The organism is Rhodococcus sp. NPDC059968, assembly GCF_042738615.1.
Classification (GTDB): Bacteria; Actinomycetota; Actinomycetes; order Mycobacteriales; family Mycobacteriaceae; genus Rhodococcus_F.
Genome location: NZ_JBHWUE010000010.1, coordinates 40,545 through 54,999, shown reverse-complemented (window position 1 = coordinate 54,999; position 14,455 = coordinate 40,545). Strand labels below are relative to the sequence as shown.

The following is a 14,455-nucleotide window of genomic DNA, read 5'->3' as shown; positions in this document are numbered from 1 at the left end:
TTAACCACGGGCGGTTAATAAGTACTCACGGGCGCGGAGCGCACCGGACGGTACGTGACGGTCGGGTAGCCGGTGACGGGATCGACGGTGACCCCCGCCCGCACCCGGTACACCTGCTCGACGAGGGCCTCGGTGATGACCTGGGCGGGACAGCCGGCGGCGACGATGCGGCCGCCCTCCAACACCACTACGCGATCGCAGAACATCGCGGCGAGGTTGAGATCGTGCAGGGCGATGTAGCTGGTGAGAGGCAGTTCGGCGACCAGGGACAGGATGTCGAGCTGATGCTGGATGTCCAGGTGGTTGGTCGGCTCGTCCAGCAGCAGTTCGTCCGGCTCCTGCGCGAGGGCCCGCGCGATCTGGGCGCGTTGCCGTTCGCCGCCGGAGAGTGTGTGCCACAGCCGGTGCGACTTCGACGTCATGCCGGTGTGCTGGAGGGCGCGCTCGACGGCCGGGGCGTCAGCCGACTCGTCGCCGCCGAACATTCCGCGGTGCGGGATGCGGCCGAGCCGGACCACGTCGAGGACGGTGATGTCGACCTCCGTGTCGGAATGCTGATCGACCATCGCCACCCGGCGGGCGATCTGCCGTCGCCGGAGGGTCCTGATGTCGGTGTCGTCGAGGAGGACCCGGCCGGTGTCGGGCTCGGCGATCCCGCTGAGCAATCGCAGCAGTGAGGACTTGCCCGAACCGTTGGGGCCGAGAAGTCCGATGGTCTCGCCTGCTGCGGGGTCGACGGACACCCCGTCGAGCACGAGGTGTCCGCCGCGGCTCCAGCCGAGGTTCGCGGCGCGCAGGGTCATGGGCTCGTCCTCATGCGGAAGAGGATGACGGCGAAGGCCGGGACGCCGATCAGGGCGGTGACGACCCCGACGGGAACTTCCTGGGGTGCGAACACGGTGCGGGCGATCGCGTCCACCCACACCATGAAGATCGCGCCGACCACGGCGGTGGTGGGCAGCAGCCGGCTGTGCCGGGGGCCGACGAGGAACCGTGCGGCGTGCGGCAGGACCAGCCCCACGAACCCGATCGCGCCCGCCGCGCTGACGAGCGCCGCCGTGACCAGCGCGGTGACGGTGAGGAGCAGGAGGCGGATCCACCGCACGGACACTCCGAGGGATGCGGCCGCGGTGTTCCCGAATGCGAAGGCGTCCAGCGCGGAGGACGTGAGGAGGCAGACGCCGATGCCGATCGCGGTGACGGCCCCGCAGAGCGCCACGTCCGCCCAGTCGGCCCCGGACAGCGACCCGAGCAGCCAGAACAGCACCCCGCGGGTCTGCTCGGCGTCGGCGGACGAGATCACGATGAACGACGTCAACGCGGAGAAAAGTTGCGTACCGGCCACTCCCGCGAGCACCACCCGCGACGTGCCGCCGCCTGCGCCGGTCGCCAGCAGCATCACCAGGGCGAACGAGATCACCGCACCCGCGAATGCACCCGCCGACAACGACACCGCCCCGGCGCCGAGACCGAGGACGACGACGAGCACCGCCCCGGTGGACGCGCCCGACGAGATGCCGAGCACGAACGGGTCGGCGAGCGGATTGCGCAGCAGCGACTGCATGATCGCTCCGCACAACGCCAGACCCGCGCCGCACACCGCCGCGAGAAGGGTCCGCGGCAGGCGCAACTCCCACACGATGCCGTCCTTGATCCTGCTCACCCCCGAACTGCCCAGACCGAAGTGCTCGAGGACCACCGCGTACACGTCGCCCACCGACAGGCTCGCCGGACCGAGGGTGATGACGACCCCGATCGACGCCGCGAGCACCACCACACCGCCGAGGAGGAGCGCGGCGAGCAGCGGCCTGGAGTCGAACCGTGTTGCCGCCAAGGTCAGTTCGCCAGTCCCCACTGCTTCAGCGCGGCCGCCGTCTTCTCCACGCCGTCGACGGTGCGGATCGACGGGTTCATGTCGGCGCCGTTCACGACGATGTACCGCTTGTCCCGGACGGCGGTGAGCCGCTGCGTCACCGGGTTCGACTCGAGGAACGCGATCTTGCTGTCGAGCGCATCGCCGTCGATGCTCCGGCGGCTGAGGTCGGCGAGGACGAGGGCGGTGGGGTCGCGGTCGAGCACGCTCTCCCAGCTCACCTGCGGCCACTCGTTGGTGGTGTCGGAGAAGATGTTCTGCGCCCCGACCGAGTTGGTGATGATGCCCGAGGATCCGCAGCAACCCGCCATGTACGGGGTCTTGGTGTCGGCGAACCAGTACGCCAGCGACACCCCGGAGGCCTCGACCTCACGCGAGGCGGCGTCGAACCGCTGCTGCAATTCCGCGACGAACTGCTCACCGCGGTCGCGGACGTCGAAGATCGCGGCGAGTTCGCGGATCTCCTCGTAGACGGTGTCGATGCGCAGCGGCTCGGTGCGCGCCCCGTCGGCGTTGACGCTCTCGTCCGTCTTGCCTACGCAATCGGTCGGCGACAGATAGCTGGGGACGCCCAGTTGGTCGAACTGGTCGCGATCGGCCACACCGCCCGGCCCGAGGGTGCCGCCGAACGACGCCGTCACGAAATCGGGTTCGGTGTCGAGTACCACCTCGAACGACGGCTTGTTGTCGGCGAGCCGCGGAACCCTCGCGTTGTCGGCGGTCAGATTGTCGCGGACGGGGTCGGTCCAGGTGGCGGTTCCCGCCAGGCGGTCCGCCAGACCGAGGGACAGCAGGATCTCGGTCGAACCCTGGTTCAGCGACACCGCCCGCTGAGGCGGCGCGTCCACGGTGACCGTGTGCCCGCAGTTCTCCAGGGTCATCGGGTAGCGGGAGGAATCCGCGGCGGCGGTCTCCTCGGTGGCGGGGGAGTCGCCGGCCGACGAACAACCGGAGACGAGCAGCGCGGATGCCGCGCAGAGAACGGCAGCAGCCTGCCGGAACGAGATGCGCATGGCGCGGGAACTCCTTCATCAGGGCCCAGTCGCGGAGCCGAGAATTCACCGAACGCGATCAGGAGTATTCGGGCTCCGGCCCTCGAAGGACCGTTACCGTTGCGCGTCAGCCCCGGATTCACACCGGGTTCCCTCGCCGATCGTGGCCGTACGGACGGCCTCGGACACCATATACCCGGCCTGCGGCTCCGCCGCCTGTGAGTACTTGTTAACCGCCCGCGGTTAACAAGTACTCACAGGTCAGTCGGTCCAGGGGACGATCGGCGGCTTCACCCACATGATCTTCTCGTCGCGGTGCGCCGGGGTGGCGGCGGGATGGTCGGGGTGGCGCTCCGCCCACGCCGACTTCTGGTCGAGCAACTCGACCACGGTCAGCCACGTCTCCATGGTGCTCGGTGGGTTCGACCCGGCCGCCCGGGCGAGTTTCCGCAGCGTGCTATCGGTGAGGTCGAGGAGTTCCTGACCGCTGATTCCGCGATCCCACACGTACCGCGCGAGTCCCATCGCCTTCTCGCGTCGTCGCTTCGCAGCGCCTTCGGTGTGCGCGAAGTCGACTTCCTGAGGTTCCATCGTCTTCCCTTCTCGTGCGCGTCACCACGGTAGGTCACCCGTGTCTCGTCCCGGTATCGTGGGAGGACGATTCTCGCAGCAGACGCGAGCGGGCGGCGCGAGCAGTAGGGAAGACGGGCGATGGGCAGGCAGCGCGGCGGTCGGGCTGCCCGGACAGCCGGCGGGGGTCCCGTCGCCGGCGTGTACCCGATCGACACGGGCACGTGCGAACTGGCGGAAGACCACCTCAACCCGCACGGCTGGGTGCTGAAGGTGAACGGGGTCGAGAGTTCCCACATCGACCTGTCGGATCCCGCACACCTCGATTTCGAGTACATGCGGTGGATCGCCGAATTGGTCGCTTCGCATTGGGGAACGGACCAGCGGGTGCGGGCCCTGCACCTCGGCGGCGGCGCCTGCTCGCTGGCCCGGCATCTCGCCGTCACGTATCCGGACGCCCGGCAGGTCGTGGTCGAACTCGACGGCAGGCTCGCCGAGTTGGTACGCGAATGGTTCGACCTGCCCCGGGCCCCACTGCTGCGACTGCGGGTGGGTGAGGCGCGCGCGGTCACCGAGACGCTGACGGAGTCCAGCCGCGACCTGATCGTGCGCGACGTGTTCGCCGGCAACACGACCCCGGCACCGCTGACGACGACGGAGTTCACCGGGCAAGTGCGACGGGTGCTGGCGCCCGGCGGGATCTATGCGGTCAATTGCGGCGACACCCGCGACCTCGTCCTGGCGCGCCGGGAGGCGGCGACCATCGGCAGCGTGTTTCCGCACACCACGATCATCGCCGATCCGGCCATGCTCAAGGGCCGCCGCTACGGCAACATCGTGATCGCGGGCAGCGACGTGCCGATCGGCGACGACCCTGCACTCGTCCGCACACTGCTGGGCGGTGGTGTGCCTGCCCATGTCTGGGACGACCGGCAGGTGCGGACGTTCGCCGGTGCGGCGCGGGTGCTGCGCGACGCGGACTCCGGGAGCTAGACCAGCACCCAGATCAGCGAGGCCATCGCGAAGCCCACCACCGACAGGATGGTCTCGAGCACCGTCCACGTCTTCAGGGTGTCTTTCACCGACATGTTGAAATATCGTGACACGATCCAGAATCCGCCGTCGTTGACGTGGCTGGCGATGATGGATCCTGCCGACACGGCGATCACGATCAGGGCGATCTGCGCGGACGAGTAGTTTCCGGCCGCGACCGACGGTTCGATGACGCCTGCGGTGGTGACGATGGCGACGGTCGCCGAACCCTGGGCGATGCGGAGTGCGCAGCTGATCAGGTACGCGGACAGGATGACCGGGAGACCGAGTGCGTCCATCGAGTCGGCCAGGGCCTGACCGACTCCGGTGGCCCGCAGCACCGCGCCGAAGAACGCGCCGGCACCGACGACCAGCAGGATCATGCCGACCGGCCTCAACGCCGCCGCGGACATCGCACCGATCTCCTGCGCCGTGATTCCGCGCCGGGTACCGAGCAGGTACAGCGCCAGCAGGACGGCGATGGTCAGCGCGATCGTGGGCGTGCCGAGGAAGATGAGGACCGACAGCAGCGTCGAGCCTTCGTCGAGGACCACGTTGCCGACCGTCGCACCGAGGATCAGCACCATCGGCACGAGGATGATGAACGAGATCAGCCAGAGTGGCGGCGGGTTCTTGTCGGCGTCCTTCTCCTCCGGGATGAACTCGTCGGGGACCTCGATGATCACGCGCTTGCCGATCCAGCTACCCCAGACGACACCACTGACGAACCAGGCGGGGATGCCGCAGGCGAGGCCCATGATGATGATCCAGCCCATGTCGACGTGCAGCAGACCGGCCGCGGCGACGGGGCCCGGGTGCGGCGGCAGGAACGCGTGGGTCATGGACAGGCCGGCGAGCATCGGCATCGCGTACATCACCAGCGACTTGCCGCCGCGCTTCGCCGCCACGTACACGAGCGGGGCGAGGATGAAGATGCCGATGTCGAAGAAGACCGGGATGCCGAGAACGAGGCCGGTGACACCCATCGCGAGCGGAGCGCCCTTGGGCCCGAACAACTTCAGTAGTCGTTCGGTCAGGACGTCGGCACCGCCGGAGCGTTCCATCATCGCGCCGAGGACGGTGCCCAGGCCGATGATCGGGGTGATGTGCCCCAGGATGCCGCCGAACCCCTTCTCCAGAATCGAGTCGGCCGCCGACGTCGGTGTGCCGACCAGTTCGACCACCGACACTCCCGCGACGAGCGCGACGCCGACGCCGACGACGATCAGCGCGATGAACGGCTCGAGCTTCAGCTTGATGATGAGGAGCAACAGCACGGCGATGGATACCGCTGCGAGAGTGAGTAGTCCGGCTGTGTCGTGCTGCAGCCAGTCGACGAACGACGTCATTGCGTCTCCAGGGGAGGTGGGTGGGGTCGGGCGAGAGTGGGTCTAGTTCGAGAGCGCGGCGACGAACGATCGTGCGCGGTCGGTGATGTCGGTCCAGTTGCCTGCCGCGACGCTGGACGGTGGGACGACGCTGGTGCCCGCGCACACGGCAAGCGCGCCGGCGTCGAGGAACTGGCGGGCGTTGGAATCGTTGATCCCACCCGACGGCAGGAGTTCCACGCCGGGATACGGGCCGTGCAGGTCCGACAGGTAGTCGGGGCCGAGTCGCTTGGCGGGGAAGATCTTGACCGCGGCCGAGCCGAGATCGACGGCCATGGCCACCTCGGTGGGGGTGAACGCGCCGAGGAAGACGGGAATCGAGCGTCCCGTCGCGACTTTCGCGACGTCGGGACGGATGCCGGGGGTGACGAGGAACCGGGCGCCGGCGTCGATCGCGGCGGCGGCCTGATCGCCGGTCATCACGGTTCCGACGCCGAGGATGCTGCCTGCCGCTGCGGCCGCGTCGGCGGCGCGGCCGAGATGATGGAGCACGTCGGGCGTGGTGAACGTCAGCTCGACCGTCCGGATTCCGCCCTCGGCGAGTGCGTGGCACAGGTCTGCGGCGTCGGGTATGGTCTCCGCTCGCACCACCGTCAGTACCCGGTCGGCACGCAGAATGTCGATCTCGGTCATCGAACTGCTCCTCCTTCTTCGCGGCGTAACGATCTACCGGCGGTCGCGCCGGTGAGGCGGCCGTCCTCGAGGGCGAGGCGGCCGCGGACGAATACGTGGGTGATACCGGCCGCCGCCTGGCGCGGCTGCGCGTAGGTCGCGGTGTCGCTGACCGTTTCCGGATCGAAGAGCACGAGGTCAGCGGCGTATCCGCGGCGGACGTACCCGCGATCGACAAGTCGCAGCCGGGTCGCGGCTCGGCCGCTGAGGTGACCGACGCACTCCTCGAGGGACATCAGGCCGAGGTCGCGGCTGTAGTGCCCGAGGTAGCGTGCGAACGTTCCCCACCCGCGCGGGTGCGGTTTCGCGCCGACCAGCAGTCCGTCGCTGCCGCCGGTGTGCCGGGGGTGCTGCATGATTGCGCGCACGTTCTCCTCGTGGCCGACGTGTTGCAGGATGCCGCTGCCGAGTTGGTCGCGGATCAGGATGTCGATGCAGACGTCGAAGGGGTCGCGATTCTCCGCGACGGCGATGTCCGCGACGGTCTTCCCGACGTAGTCGTCGAGTTCGGCGTTCTGCACGCCGCTGATCTCGAGTGTGTGCCACTCGGCGATCACCCCGTGGCAGCCGTCGGAGCCGGTGACCTCGAGATGCTCCCGGATGCGTTCGAGGGCAACCGGATCCCGGAGGCGATCGAGAGTCTGTTCCATGGTGCCCGCCGACGCCCAGCTGGGCAGGATCGCCGACAGCGTGGTGGCGCCGGGAAGGTACGGATAGGTGTCGAGGCTGATGTCCGCACCGGCGGATTCGGCCGTGTCGAGCAGGGCGAGCAGTTCCGGGGCGCGGCCCTTGTTGGGGCCGAAGTTCAGCGTGGCGTGGGCGAGATGCAGTGCGCACCCGGCCCGCGACGTCAGGTCGACCATCTCGGCGTAGGCCTCCATGGCACCGGCGCCGTAGGACCGGTGGTGCGGGGAGAAGTAGCCGCCGTACTCGGCGACGGTCCGGCACAGTGCCAGCAACTCCTCGTTGTCCGCATACATCCCCGGCGTGTAGGTCAGCCCCGCGGACAACCCGACGGCACCCTCCGCCATGGACTGCGCCACGATCCGCTGCATCTCCTCGATCTCCGAGGGCGTCGCCGCGCGGTCGTCCCAGCCGACCACCAGCGCCCGGACGACCCCGTGCGGGACGAGATATGCGACGTTGGTGGCGATACCGCGATCGAGTCGGTCGAGGTATTCGCCCACACTCCGCCAGGAGAAGTCGAAATCCTCGGGATCGGTGTTCCACCCCGCGATCTTGCGCCGGACCACCGCGAGCACGTCGTCGGTGACGGGTGCGTAGGACAGCCCGTCCTGACCGAGTACCTCGGTGGTGACCCCCTGGGTGATCCGCGACGGGTGCTCGGGGTTCAGCAGGATCTGCAGATCCGAGTGGGCGTGCATGTCGATGAAACCGGGCGCGAGCACCAGGCCGTCCGCGTCGATCACACGATCCGCGCGAGGGCGGGCGGTCTCGGAGTGGTCGGCCTCGGGCCAGATTTCGGCGATTCGGTCTCCGTCGACGAGCACGTCGGCGCGGTACCTCGGCGCCTCCGAACCGTCGACGACGGTGGCGGAACGGATCAGAGTGGTCATGATGTGAGTCCTCGGCCGGGGATCAGAAGAAAGTGCGGATCAGGTCGACGACGACCGGATCGTCGGAGTCGTCACCGACGACCGGAATCCAGCGCCACTTGTCGAACGCGGTGCACGGGTGGGAGAGACCGAGCCGGACGACGTCCCCGACGCGCAGATCATGTTCGGGCCGTGCGGGATCGAGCCGGAGGAACGCGTGCTGGTCGTTGACGGCGGTCACTTCGGCGCCGACGAGGGGCCGCGGCGTCGCCCCGAGTTGGCCGGCGACGGCCTGCGCGGTGGGGAGTCCTTCGTCGAACGGGACGTCGCGCTTGCCGGCGTCGAGCAGGGCGAGGCCCGGCTCGGGGCGGGACACCACCCGGGCCCACGTGTGCATCGCCGACGTGAGACGACGCGCCTGGGTGTCTTCGCCGCGGCCGAACGGTGAGATCCCGGTGTAGAAGCCGTCGTCGTGGATGATGTATGCACCGGCGCGGACCACCACTTTGGTTCTGCCGCCGGCCAGTTCGGCGAGCACCTCGGCGACCACGTCGAAGTAGGCGCTGCCGCCCGCGGTCACGTACACGTCCTGACCCTCGGGGTAGCGGCCTTCGGCCTCGAGCCGGCGATGCAGTTCGGCCATCGACCGGAGGTACGTGCGGACCCGGGCGAGGGAATCCTCGGAGGCGTCGTGTGCGAGGGCGCCCTCGTAACCGGAGACGCCGGCCAACCGCAGTGCGGGGCTCTCCCCGATACGTGCGGCCACCGCCACAGCCTCGGCCACGGAGCGTGCGCCGGTGCGTCCTCCCTCTCCGCCGAGTTCGACGAGCACGGGCAGCGGACGGACCACCGTGACGTCCGTGAGCGCCGCTGTCATCGCGTCGACCGTCTGCGGGGAGTCGGCCCACATCAGTACTTCGAGTTCCGGGTTCGTGTCCATCTGCTCGGCCAGCCACCGCAGCGCGGTCGGGTCGACGAGCGAGTTCGCGATCTGCACCCGGCGCGCGCCGAATCGCACCGCCACCCGGAGCTGACCGAAGTTCGCCAGCGTGATGCCCCACGCGCCGCTTCGGATCTGCCGGTCCCACAGCACCGGAGACATCGTCGTCTTCCCGTGCGGAGCGAGATCGACCCCATGCGCCTCACACCAGGCCGCCATGGTGTCGAGATTGCCGGCGATGGCCGTCTCGTCGAGGACCATCACGGGCGTGCTGAAGGCGGACAGCCTCGGCTGCGTTCCGAGGAACTCGGTCTTGGTCAGGCCGTTCGCCGCGGAGGGGAGGGCTTTGTCCACGTCGGACAAGCGCAGCTCGTCGAGCTCTGCCAAGGCGCCGGAATCGAGTGTGTCCGGTCCGCTGATCGTCATCGTCGATCCTGTCGTTCGGGTTCTGTGGGGCTGGTCTTCATCGGAGAAAGACCGTGAAGTGCTACGTTGCACTCTATGCAACGGTGATTGCGTTTTTGAGTCACCTATGTCTAGCATTGGCCTGGGTCATCGTCAACGGTCCGGTGTGGCATGCATCGCCGGGGCGAGGGCTCTCGAAACGCAACTCCAGTGCCGGTCCGAGCAGTCGTAGAGGTAACAAGTGCAGGAATCGACCCCCACCCCCGAGTCCGGTGTCGCGTGCCTCGGTGAGGCGATGGTCCTAGTGGCCCCGGACTCGACACTCCACCTGGCCGGCGCCGAGGCGAACGTCGCCGCCGGGCTCGCCGCGCTGGGCGTTCCCGCCTCCTGGGTCGGCCGGCTCGGCGACGACGAGTTCGGCGCCCTCATCCGCGCCGAACTGCAGGCGCGGGGTGTCGACGTCCGCGCGATCGAGGTCGATCCCGACAGGCCCACCGGGCATTACTCGAAATCCACCGCCCTCGACGAGCACGGCGAGCCGCGAACCGACAGCCTGTATTCCCGGGCGGGTTCGGCGGCGTCGGCCATGGATCCCGCATTCCTCGACCGGCCGGCGGTCGCGGACCTGTTCGGCCGCGCCGCCGTGGTCCACTGCAGCGGAATCACACCGGCCCTGTCCGATTCGTGCCTCGCGCTGATGCGGAGACTTCTCCGCGACCGGCCGGGAATCTCCGGTGTGGTCAGCTTCGACGTCAATTGGCGTGAACAGCTGTGGCCGGACGGCGACCCGCGGATGGTCGTGGAACTGGCGAATCTCGCCGATTTGGTTCTCCTCGGCGCGGACGAGGCCCTTCGTGTTCTCGGTACCGCGGATCCACACGAGTTGCGGCTCATCCTGCCCGCCCCGGCCACCGTCGTCGTCAAGGACGGAGCGCACCGGGCGCTGGCCGTCGACCGAAGTGGCCGCAGTGTGGCGGTTCCCGCGCTCCGCGTCGACGTCGTCGAACCCGTCGGAGCAGGCGATGCTTTCGCCGCCGGATATCTCAGCGGTGTGGTGCGCGGCGAGGATCAGGCGCGGTGCCTGCGCCGCGGACACATCGGTGCCGCCGCCACCCTGACGGTGGCAGCGGACTCGGCGCCCCCGCCGCCCGCCGAACTGCTGGACGAGTTGCTCCGGTGCTCCGAATCGGATTGGGCGGCAACCAGCGTCACCGCCAACGGCTTCTCCCTCGAGAAAGTGGAGTGAACCGATGAGCCAGAGTGTCTCCCGCGCGCTGCACCTGCTGGTGCAACTCGGCAACGGTCCCGCCAATCTCGACCAGCTGGCCGAATCCACCGGGGTCCACAAGACCACCGTGCTCCGGCTGCTGCGCACGCTGTCCGACGAGCGGTTCACGTTCCGCGACAACAGCAACCAGTACCACCTCGGTTCCCGCATCTTCGAGCTCGCCGCGCAGGCCACCGATCAGCGGGAAGTCCGGCGCATCGCGTCACCGCACCTCGTCGCGTTCAACCGCGAATACGGGCGCACCACGCACCTCGCGGCGATGGAGGGAGGTGACGTGGTGTACATCGACAAGCTCGAATCGCACGATCAGATCAGGATGTACTCGCGAATCGGGCTGCGCGCCAACCTCAATTCCACCGCGGTCGCGAAAGTGATCCTCGCCGACCTGCCGGATTCGGAACTGCGGCCCATCGTCGACACGATGGACTTCTCCGCCCGCACCGCCAACACGATCACGACACCCGGACGCTACCTCGACGAGATCCGCATGGTCCGAGAGCAGGGCTGGGCGCACGATCAGGAGGAGAACGAGCCGTCCGTCAACTGCATCGGAGTGCCCATCCGCGGCGCGTCCGGCCGCGTCGTCGCCGCCGTCTCCGTCTCGGTGCCCGACGTCGTGCTCAGCTACGAACGCGTCCTCGACCTGCTCGAACCCCTTCAGGCCGTGGGGGCGCGGATCTCCCGCGACTGCGGATACCGCGCCCAGCCCTGACCGTCCCCCGTCCACCCGAAAAGTAACGACACACAGGAGAATCGACATGTCCGACACCACCGTCATCCGCACCGAAGGCGCCCCCGCCCCCGCGCACACGTTCAGCCAGGGCATTAAAAAGGGGAACATGCTCCAGGTGTCGGGGCAGGGCCCCATGGACCCCGTCACCAACAAGTACATCGCGGAGGGCGACGTGCGCGAGCAGACCCGTCGCACCCTCGAGAACGTCAAGGCGATCCTCGAAGCCGGCGGTGCGAGCGTCGAGGACGTGCTGATGTTCCGCGTCTACCTCACCACGCGCGACGACTTCGCCGCGATGAACGACGTGTACGGAGAGTTCATCGCGGCGAACGTGCCGAGCGGACAGCTGCCGTGCCGGACCACGGTGTTCGTCGACCTCCCGCATGAGGTCATGCTCGTCGAGATCGACGCGCTGGCAGTGACCGGCTAGGTCACTACGCGGTGACGAGGTGCCGGCAGCTCATCCGCGGCGACACGGGCAGCTCTGTGAACACGGGCTCGGACGATTCCGTCGTCGGCACCTCCAGGTAGAGGTGGCTGCCGTCTGCCACGACCCCCTGCGGTTGCAGGCCGATCAGCTTGGCCACCACGTAGGTGGCGCTCAGGCTGGTGACGTCGCGGATGATGCCGAGCCGCAGCAACGACCGCGTCTCCGCGATCGCCTCCTGCTCACCGGCCCGCAGGACCAGCCGCAGTCCGGGTGACAGGGCCTGCGCGGCTACGGACACCGCGATGTTGTCCAGGTCGTCGGAGCCGACGGCCGCCAGGGCCAGCGCGCGGCGCACACCCAGTCGCTCGAGGAGTTCACGGTCGCCACCGTGCCCGACGACGGTCGGGATGTTCATCGACCGCACGAGCCTCAGGTTCTTGGCGTGGGGGTCGCGCTCGACGCCCACCACCGCGACACCGAGAGCCTGCAGCTCCCGGCAGAGCCGGAGCCCGACCTGGCCGAGGCCCACGACGATGACGTGCCCGGAGCGGGGCAGGACGCGGCTGCCCACCAGGCCGACGAGCCGGGGGCCGAGCAGGCGCTCGATGATTCCGGCCGTGAACATGGCCGTGAAGACGACGGTGAACAGCATCGCCACCGACGCGAACACCGCGTAGGCGGGGCTGCCGTGGGTGTCGGTTCCCGGGCCCACGGTGGTCACCACGCGCACCGCCTCGTTGAACGCGTCGAGCGGTGCCACGTGCTGGCCGAGCATCAGCCACAGCCAGTCGGCGAACAGGACGGCGAGAAGTCCGGCGAGCCCGCCGAGCAGGATGCGCGTGCCGATGTCGTGCGACCGCAGCAGTCCGGTCGCGCCGGTCGCCGCGGTGCGCCACCAGTTCCGCCGGGGAAGGTCGACGTGTGCGCCTTCGGGGTGGCCGTCGATCATGCGGACCGTCAGCATGTGCTCGCCCGCGTGCCGGGCCGCGACGAGTTCGGGTTCCAGGCACGGACCGGCGAGTGTGGGCGCGGCGAGGTCGGCCGGTGACGTCACCTCGCACTGCGGAAGCAGCTGGGACAGCTGGTCCGCGACCGTGCGGTCGAAGATCGTCACCACCAACGGGATCGACGCCGAGATGTGCGCGGCGGCCAGCGCATACCGCAGCGCGACGACGTCGTCGCGCACCAGTACGGCCATACCGCGGGGTTCGTCCGCCATCGCCAGACGGAGTTCGTCGTCGTCGGGGGCGACGAGATGGCGTACGTGGAAGTCCCTTTCGCGGAGGGATGCACAGACCCGTCGGGCCACGGTGGTTTCGCCGATGACGAGATATGAGTCGTTCACGTGTGGTCCTTCCGGCTCGGGATCACGAGAGCGTACCCGAGAAAAACCACAGATCCCACACGAGAACGTCTACCGATGAGTAGCCGGAACACGTTATCGGCCAATGAGTTTGCGATGCATCCGCCCTACTCGTCGGTAGGAGCGCACCGGATCGCCAGGACGAGTCCGATCGCACCGATCCAGACCAGGCCGCCGAGGCCGCCGGGAACACCGCCTCGGTGACCGTGGTTGGGTGAGGTATGAGCCTCGATGCGAATGACGACCGGCGCCCCCTTCTCGACCTCGTCGCCGCACACAACCGTGCGGTCCTCGCGACGATCAAACGCGACGGGCGCCCACAATTGTCCAACGTGATCTATGCCTGGGACCCCGGCACGCAGACCGCGAGGGTGTCGGTGACGGCGGATCGGGCCAAAACCCGGAACGCCGCCCGCGACCCACGGGTGTCGCTGCACGTCAGCGCGACCGACTTCTGGAGCTACGCGGTCGTGGAGGGAGACGCGGAACTGAGCGCGGTCGCGGCGGATCCGCACGACTCGGCGGCGGACGAGCTCGTCGACGTGTTCCGGCTCGCGTCCGGAAAAGAGCACGACGACTGGGAAGAGTTCCGCCGCGCGATGGTGGCCGAGCACCGGCAGGTCCTCCGGGTCTGCGCGGCGAAGGTGTACGGCATGGCCCAGCTGCCCTGAGTGTGCGAACGTAGCTGTGGCAGCCGGTCGGAGCCGGTGGGACGATTGAGTCATGCGCAGGAGACGGTGGCCGGCGGCACCGCCGCCTGCCACGGAGGGAATTGTGGTGCACGGGCCGGTGGAGCTCGTGACGAGCCGCGACCTGACCCTGCGCCTGGCCGAGGTCGTCGCGCACCCGACGGGCATGCTGCTGCGCGTCGAGTTGACGGCGAGAGGCAGATCCGCTGATCTCGCGCGGCACGAGACGCGTCCGCTGGACGATCCCGACGACCCCTCGGCGCGGTGGTCGTATCTCGCGGTGAACGTGCGGGTCGACGACATGGAGGGTGTCGCCGATCCACGCCACCCGCATTCGACGTCGAAGACGGACACCGTCGACGCGTCCGAATATCACTCCGCGCCGCACTACTGGATCAGCGACTACCCGGAGTCGGGAACGATCACGCTGACCGCGGGGTGGAAGGAAATAGGGCTACTGCCGAGAACCCGGACGATCACTCTCGGCCCGAATCCGAGTATGCGACCCGCCCGATAGTCATCGC

At 68.7% G+C, this 14,455-nt stretch carries 15 protein-coding genes and 1 riboswitch; of the genes, 6 read left to right on the top strand and 9 right to left on the bottom strand.

Going from position 1 to position 14,455, the window contains the following annotated elements:
* Positions 1-14 precede the first annotated feature (14 nt).
* The 4 genes from ACFWAY_RS12085 to ACFWAY_RS12070 form a co-directional block, all read right to left on the bottom strand.
* Positions 15-803 carry an ABC transporter ATP-binding protein gene (locus tag ACFWAY_RS12085; RefSeq protein WP_378510764.1) on the bottom strand — a complete coding sequence of 263 codons (789 nt, stop codon included), beginning with the start codon at positions 801-803 and terminating at the stop codon, positions 15-17.
* The gene (locus ACFWAY_RS12080; protein WP_378510763.1) at positions 800-1,855 is read right to left on the bottom strand and encodes a FecCD family ABC transporter permease; all 1,056 of its coding nucleotides are present in this window, start codon (positions 1,853-1,855) and stop codon (positions 800-802) included. Before ACFWAY_RS12080 ends, ACFWAY_RS12085 begins: the two co-directional genes overlap by 4 nt.
* Positions 1,837-2,886 (bottom strand): ABC transporter substrate-binding protein, encoded by a 1,050-nt coding sequence (locus ACFWAY_RS12075; RefSeq protein ID WP_378510762.1) that lies wholly within the window; start codon positions 2,884-2,886, stop codon positions 1,837-1,839. Before ACFWAY_RS12075 ends, ACFWAY_RS12080 begins: the two co-directional genes overlap by 19 nt.
* Before the next feature lie 64 nt (positions 2,887-2,950).
* A riboswitch (cobalamin riboswitch) is annotated at positions 2,951-3,018 on the bottom strand.
* 108 nt (positions 3,019-3,126) lie between these two features.
* Entirely contained in the window at positions 3,127-3,456 is a 330-nt protein-coding gene (locus ACFWAY_RS12070) for a hypothetical protein (RefSeq protein WP_378454297.1), read from the bottom strand.
* Positions 3,457-3,576: 120 nt separating this feature from the next.
* Between ACFWAY_RS12070 and ACFWAY_RS12065 the strand changes: the two genes are divergently transcribed.
* Entirely contained in the window at positions 3,577-4,428 is an 852-nt protein-coding gene (locus tag ACFWAY_RS12065; RefSeq protein WP_378510761.1) for a spermidine synthase, read from the top strand.
* On the opposite strand, the gene ACFWAY_RS12060 is transcribed toward ACFWAY_RS12065, so the two are convergent.
* From ACFWAY_RS12060 to ACFWAY_RS12045, 4 genes are read right to left on the bottom strand one after another with little or no spacing between them, the layout of a single operon-like run.
* Positions 4,425-5,816 carry a GntP family permease gene (locus ACFWAY_RS12060; RefSeq protein WP_378510760.1) on the bottom strand — a complete coding sequence of 464 codons (1,392 nt, stop codon included), beginning with the start codon at positions 5,814-5,816 and terminating at the stop codon, positions 4,425-4,427. The genes ACFWAY_RS12065 and ACFWAY_RS12060 overlap by 4 nt on opposite strands.
* 42 nt (positions 5,817-5,858) lie before the next feature.
* Positions 5,859-6,488 carry a bifunctional 4-hydroxy-2-oxoglutarate aldolase/2-dehydro-3-deoxy-phosphogluconate aldolase gene (locus ACFWAY_RS12055; RefSeq protein WP_007297628.1) on the bottom strand — a complete coding sequence of 210 codons (630 nt, stop codon included), beginning with the start codon at positions 6,486-6,488 and terminating at the stop codon, positions 5,859-5,861.
* Entirely contained in the window at positions 6,485-8,104 is a 1,620-nt protein-coding gene (locus ACFWAY_RS12050) for an amidohydrolase family protein (protein ID WP_378454293.1), read from the bottom strand. Before ACFWAY_RS12050 ends, ACFWAY_RS12055 begins: the two co-directional genes overlap by 4 nt.
* 22 nt (positions 8,105-8,126) lie before the next feature.
* On the bottom strand, positions 8,127-9,449 hold the full coding sequence (locus ACFWAY_RS12045) for an amino acid deaminase (RefSeq protein ID WP_378454292.1): 1,323 nt from the start codon (positions 9,447-9,449) through the stop codon (positions 8,127-8,129).
* Between the two features lie 220 nt (positions 9,450-9,669).
* On the opposite strand from ACFWAY_RS12045, the gene ACFWAY_RS12040 reads away from it, so the two are divergent.
* Genes ACFWAY_RS12040 through ACFWAY_RS12030 form a run of 3 tightly spaced genes read left to right on the top strand, consistent with a single transcriptional unit; the run spans position 9,670 to position 11,879 of the window.
* The gene (locus ACFWAY_RS12040) at positions 9,670-10,674 is read left to right on the top strand and encodes a sugar kinase (protein ID WP_378510759.1); all 1,005 of its coding nucleotides are present in this window, start codon (positions 9,670-9,672) and stop codon (positions 10,672-10,674) included.
* 4 nt (positions 10,675-10,678) lie between these two features.
* Positions 10,679-11,428: an IclR family transcriptional regulator gene (locus ACFWAY_RS12035; RefSeq protein WP_378454290.1), complete on the top strand. Its 750-nt coding sequence runs from the start codon at positions 10,679-10,681 to the stop codon at positions 11,426-11,428.
* A 46-nt stretch (positions 11,429-11,474) separates the two neighbouring features.
* Positions 11,475-11,879: a RidA family protein gene (locus tag ACFWAY_RS12030; protein ID WP_009475147.1), complete on the top strand. Its 405-nt coding sequence runs from the start codon at positions 11,475-11,477 to the stop codon at positions 11,877-11,879.
* Positions 11,880-11,883: 4 nt separating this feature from the next.
* Here the strand turns inward: ACFWAY_RS12030 and ACFWAY_RS12025 are convergent, their stop codons facing one another.
* On the bottom strand, positions 11,884-13,224 hold the full coding sequence (locus ACFWAY_RS12025; RefSeq protein WP_378510758.1) for a potassium channel family protein: 1,341 nt from the start codon (positions 13,222-13,224) through the stop codon (positions 11,884-11,886).
* A gap of 239 nt (positions 13,225-13,463) precedes the next feature.
* Here ACFWAY_RS12025 and ACFWAY_RS12020 point away from each other — a divergent pair, with 239 nt between their 5' ends.
* Positions 13,464-13,913 carry a PPOX class F420-dependent oxidoreductase gene (locus tag ACFWAY_RS12020; protein ID WP_378510757.1) on the top strand — a complete coding sequence of 150 codons (450 nt, stop codon included), beginning with the start codon at positions 13,464-13,466 and terminating at the stop codon, positions 13,911-13,913.
* A gap of 52 nt (positions 13,914-13,965) precedes the next feature.
* Positions 13,966-14,448 (top strand): hypothetical protein, encoded by a 483-nt coding sequence (locus ACFWAY_RS12015; protein ID WP_378510756.1) that lies wholly within the window; start codon positions 13,966-13,968, stop codon positions 14,446-14,448.
* The last annotated feature ends 7 nt before the right edge of the window (positions 14,449-14,455 follow it).